The sequence below is a fragment of the Burkholderia sp. E168m23 genome, from assembly GCF_016586125.1.
In the GTDB taxonomy this organism is placed as follows: domain Bacteria; phylum Pseudomonadota; class Gammaproteobacteria; order Burkholderiales; family Burkholderiaceae; genus Burkholderia; species Burkholderia orbicola.
The window spans coordinates 1-4,111 of record NZ_BCPP01000666.1; the positions used below are offsets into that span (position 1 = coordinate 1).

Annotated in this window: 4 protein-coding genes; 1 reads left to right on the forward strand and 3 read right to left on the reverse strand. The window is 66.5% G+C overall.

From position 1 onward, the window contains the following. Positions 1-51 precede the first annotated feature (51 nt). Positions 52-1,419 (reverse strand): sigma-54 dependent transcriptional regulator, encoded by a 1,368-nt coding sequence (locus JMF90_RS27015; RefSeq protein ID WP_201317324.1) that lies wholly within the window; start codon positions 1,417-1,419, stop codon positions 52-54. A 332-nt stretch (positions 1,420-1,751) separates the two neighbouring features. On the opposite strand from JMF90_RS27015, the gene JMF90_RS27020 reads away from it, so the two are divergent. Then, complete coding sequence (locus JMF90_RS27020; protein ID WP_201317325.1) at positions 1,752-2,789, forward strand: sigma-54-dependent Fis family transcriptional regulator; 1,038 nt, start codon at positions 1,752-1,754, stop codon at positions 2,787-2,789. 29 nt (positions 2,790-2,818) lie between these two features. Here JMF90_RS27020 and JMF90_RS27025 read toward each other — a convergent pair whose 3' ends face one another. Next, the gene (locus tag JMF90_RS27025) at positions 2,819-3,769 is read right to left on the reverse strand and encodes a glycosyltransferase family 4 protein (RefSeq protein ID WP_074807156.1); all 951 of its coding nucleotides are present in this window, start codon (positions 3,767-3,769) and stop codon (positions 2,819-2,821) included. Then, positions 3,759-4,111 (reverse strand): glycosyltransferase family 9 protein (locus JMF90_RS27030; RefSeq protein WP_305790759.1); only part of this gene is annotated, 353 nt, incomplete at its 5' end. The genes JMF90_RS27030 and JMF90_RS27025, both read right to left, overlap by 11 nt.

Here is a 4,111-nt window from a genome sequence, read left to right on the forward strand (position 1 = left end):
CGATACGCGCCGCGAGGCCGGAACGGAAACATGAGCGCGGTCGTAGCGGCATCAGGAATCCGGCTTCTCCGCTTCGTCTTCCAGTTGCGCGAGCCGGTTGTAGATCGTCTTCAGGCTGACGTCGAGCACCTCGGCCGCTTGCGCCTTCACGCCGCCGCATTGCGCGATCGTGCCGAGGATCAGCTTGCGGTCGACTTCCTCGAGCGGCGTGCCGAACGGCACCGTCACGCGATCTTCATGCGAATCGACCATGCTGGACAGCTCGTCCATGATCGGCGGCGGCAATGTGTCGATCACGTCGGCGTCGGTGAAGATGCTCGCGCGCTGCACGAAGTTGCGCAGCTCGCGCACGTTGCCGGGCCATTCGTAGGTCTTCAGCGCTTCGCGGGCGGCCGGCGAGAAGCGCAGGTTGCGGCCGCTCTCTTCGTTGTAGCGCTGCAGGAACGCGTCGGCGAGCATCGGGATATCGTCGCCGCGTTCGCGCAGCGACGGCAGCGGAATCGGGAACACGTTGATCCGGTGGAACAGGTCGGGCCGCAGCTTGCCGTCCGCCATCGCGGCTTCCGGGTCGCGATTGGTCGCGGCGACGATGCGCACGTCGACGTCGATCTCGCGCGTCGAGCCGAGCCGCGTGACGCGCCCGGTCTCCAGCACGCGCAGCAGCTTGACCTGCGATTCGAGCGGCATCTCGGTGATTTCGTCGAGAAACAGCGTGCCGCCGTCCGCGCGTTCGAAGAAGCCCTTGTGCTGACGTTCCGCGCCGGTGAAGCTGCCGCGGTCGTGACCGAACATCTCGCTCTCGACGAGATTCGCGGCGATCGCGCCGCAGTTCACCGCGAGGAACGGGCCGCGGCGGCGCAGGCTCAAGTCGTGCACCGTCTGCGCGGCAAGTTCCTTGCCGGTGCCCGACTCGCCGGTGAGCAGCACCGACGCTTCGGTGCGCGCGACTCGGCCGATCGCGTCGTACACGGCCTGCATCGCGGGCGAGCCGCCGAGCATGCGGCCGAAACGGCCGAGGCGCTGCAATTCCGAGCGCAACTCGGCGATTTCCTCGTGCAGCGCGGTCGTGCGCGGCACGCGCGCGAAGATGCTGTTCAGCCGCTGCATGTTGAGCGGCTTCACCAGGTAATCGGTCGCGCCGCGGCGCAATGCGTCGATCGCGGTTTCGAGGCTCGCGTGGCCGGTGGTCAATACTATTTCGCAATGTGCGCGCTTGGGCAATGCGTCGAACAGATCCATCCCGTTGCCGTCGGGCAGCACGAGGTCGCACAGCACGAGATCGGGGGTATGCGTCGAGACGAGCGTGCGCGCTTCTTCAAGCGTCGCGGCCGTATCGCACGTCAATTGCTGCGTGCGTGCGAGCGTGGCGAGCATCGTTCGCGTATCGGCGTCGTCTTCGACGATCAGGACGTAAGGCATCAAGGCTCCTTGTAATGCGGCCCGGCGCGTGCATCGGCCGGCACCGCGGCACGTGCAGCGTCATGCGCGTCATCATCTTCGACGCTGCACACGAACGGGCAGATAGGCTGTCCTGCACTGAAAACGAGTGCTTAGCAGTATAGAAGAACGACGTCGCGCATTCGCCGCTCATCGAATAAATCTATCTGTCGTCGTAAATCGCATTGCCAGATTCAATGTCGTCGAATCGGTATAAAAGGTATTCTGAGTACGTGAAAAGCGACGTGTGCCACGTCCTTTTTTACCTGGTCCCGACACATTCGGTCAAAACTTCCCAACCCGGTTATTACTCCATGTCGAAATCCGACGATGACGGCACGCGACTGTTCGGCCGTTCGCGAACAATTCAGGATCTGCTGCTGAAAGTGTCGCGCGTCGCCGCCACCCGCGTGAGTGTGCTGGTGGTCGGCGAAAGCGGGGCCGGCAAGGACATCGTCGCCCGGCTCATTCACGACATGAGCCCGCGCCGGCGCGGGCCGTTCGTGCCCGTCAATTGCGGCGCGATTCCGAAGGACATCGCGGAGTCGCAGTTGTTCGGTCACGAAAAAGGCAGCTTCACGGGTGCCGTTGCACAACATGTGGGCATGTTCGAGGCCGCGCGCGGCGGCACGCTGTTTCTCGACGAGATCGCCGAGATGCCGCTCGAATTGCAGGTCAAGCTGCTGCGCACGCTCGAAACCAACACGATCGTGCGCGTGGGCGGCCACGAGGCGATTCCGCTCGACGTGCGGATCGTCGCGGCCACCCATCACGATCCGGTCGAGGCATTGCGCAGCGGCGCGCTGCGCGAAGACCTGTTCTACCGGATCGCGCCGATCGCGCTGCACATGCCTGCGCTCCGGCAGCGCGAGGACGACGTCGGCGACATCGCACTGCAGATCGTCGAACGGCTGAACGCGCGGCACCGCACCAGGAAGCGGCTGTCGACACAGGCGATGAAGGCGCTGCGCGCGTACACGTGGCCCGGCAACGTGCGCGAACTGCGCAATACGCTGGAGCGCGCGTTCATCCTCGCCGACGAGCAGATCGAGCTGCAGTTGCCGCGCCGCCCGCCGCCGCGCGAGGAAGTGCGTCACAACGCGATGACGCTGCATATCGGCACGACGCTCGCGCATACGCAGCAGCGCTTCATCGTCGCGTCGCTGCGGCATTTCAACGGCGACAAGCCGCGCACCGCGAAGGCGCTCGGCATCAGCCTGAAAACGCTGTACAACCGGCTCGCGCTGCTGCCCGAAAGCGAACGCAATGCGGTCAGCGGCAGCGCGCCGCCGGCCGCGAACGCGTCGAACGGCGGCAGCGCCTCCACTTCGCCGCCCGCGACGATGCCGTAAATGCGGCGGGTCACGCCGCCGTCACGTCGTCACCCCGTCACGTCGCGCAATGCGGCGTCCCAGTCGCGCGCGAACCGCTCGATGCCGAATCGCTCGCACGCGTCGCGTTTGGCCGCCGCGCCCCACTCGCGCGCCAGTTCCGGATCGCGAATCAGCATCCGCATCGCGTCGACCAGCACGGCCGGCCGCGTATCAGCCACGCCGTTGCTGCCGGTCTTCACGAGTTGCGCCATCTCGGTGGTCGCGAGCGCGACGATCGGCAGCCCGACCATCATCGCCTCGATCACCGCGAGCCCGAGGCTCGTATAGCGGATCGGATTGAAGAAGAACCGGTAGTGCGACAGGAACTGCGGCAGCGCCGGGTTCGGCACCTCGCCGATCCCGCCAAGCTCGCTCGAGCCCATCCCGACCAGATCGATCGGCACGCTGTGCCGCACGACCTCGAACAGGTCCGCGCCGAGGCGCCGGCCGCGGCGCGCGAGGTTGTTCACGACGGCCACGCCCTTCGGCAGCGTGCCGTGATACTCGACACCTTCTGGCATCAGCACGCCATGCTCGATCACGCGCGTCGGCGTCACGCCGTTGTCCCACATCAGCGCGTTGAACGGCGTCACGTGCACCAGCAACACGTTCGGGTCCTGCACCGGATGCAGCGTGTCGGTCGGATGCTCGCGCGGCGGATCGTGCTCGACGAACAGCGTCGGCAGCGCGCGCTGTGCTTCGCTCAGCAGCCGCAGGCGGTCGTGCTGGTAATGCTTCACATGCTGGTACAGCACGCAGTCGAACGCTGTGTCGCGCACGCACTCGGCCGGCACCTCGTGCACGTTGTCGCCCCACGGCAGGTGCCCGACGCGGCCCGCATAGCCGGGCGGATGCTGCGGCTTCGTCACGATGTAGAAATCGTGCGGCGCCTGCGACAGGTAATACAGGTAGTTGCCATGCACGTGCCAGGTGAGCACGCGCAACCGCTTACGTGACATGACGTCTCTCCTCCGCGAGCAGCTCGCCCGCCCGGTCCATCACGTCGCCGACGCCGATCGCCGTCGCGCACTCGTGCCCGTACGGGCACGTATCGAACATGCACGGCCGGCACGCCGGATAGTTCGCGAGCACATGATGACGCTCGGTGTCGAGCGGCGCCCAGCGGGCCGTATCGCTGCCGCACGCGACGACGATGCTCGGCGTGCCGAGCGCCGCCGCGACGTGCGATACGCCCGTGTCGTTGCACAACAGCAGCCGCGCGCGGGCGATCAGCGCGGCCAGCGCGCCGAGCGGCGTGCGGCCGCACAGGTTTACGCACGGCCGCCCGAGGTGCTCGGCGA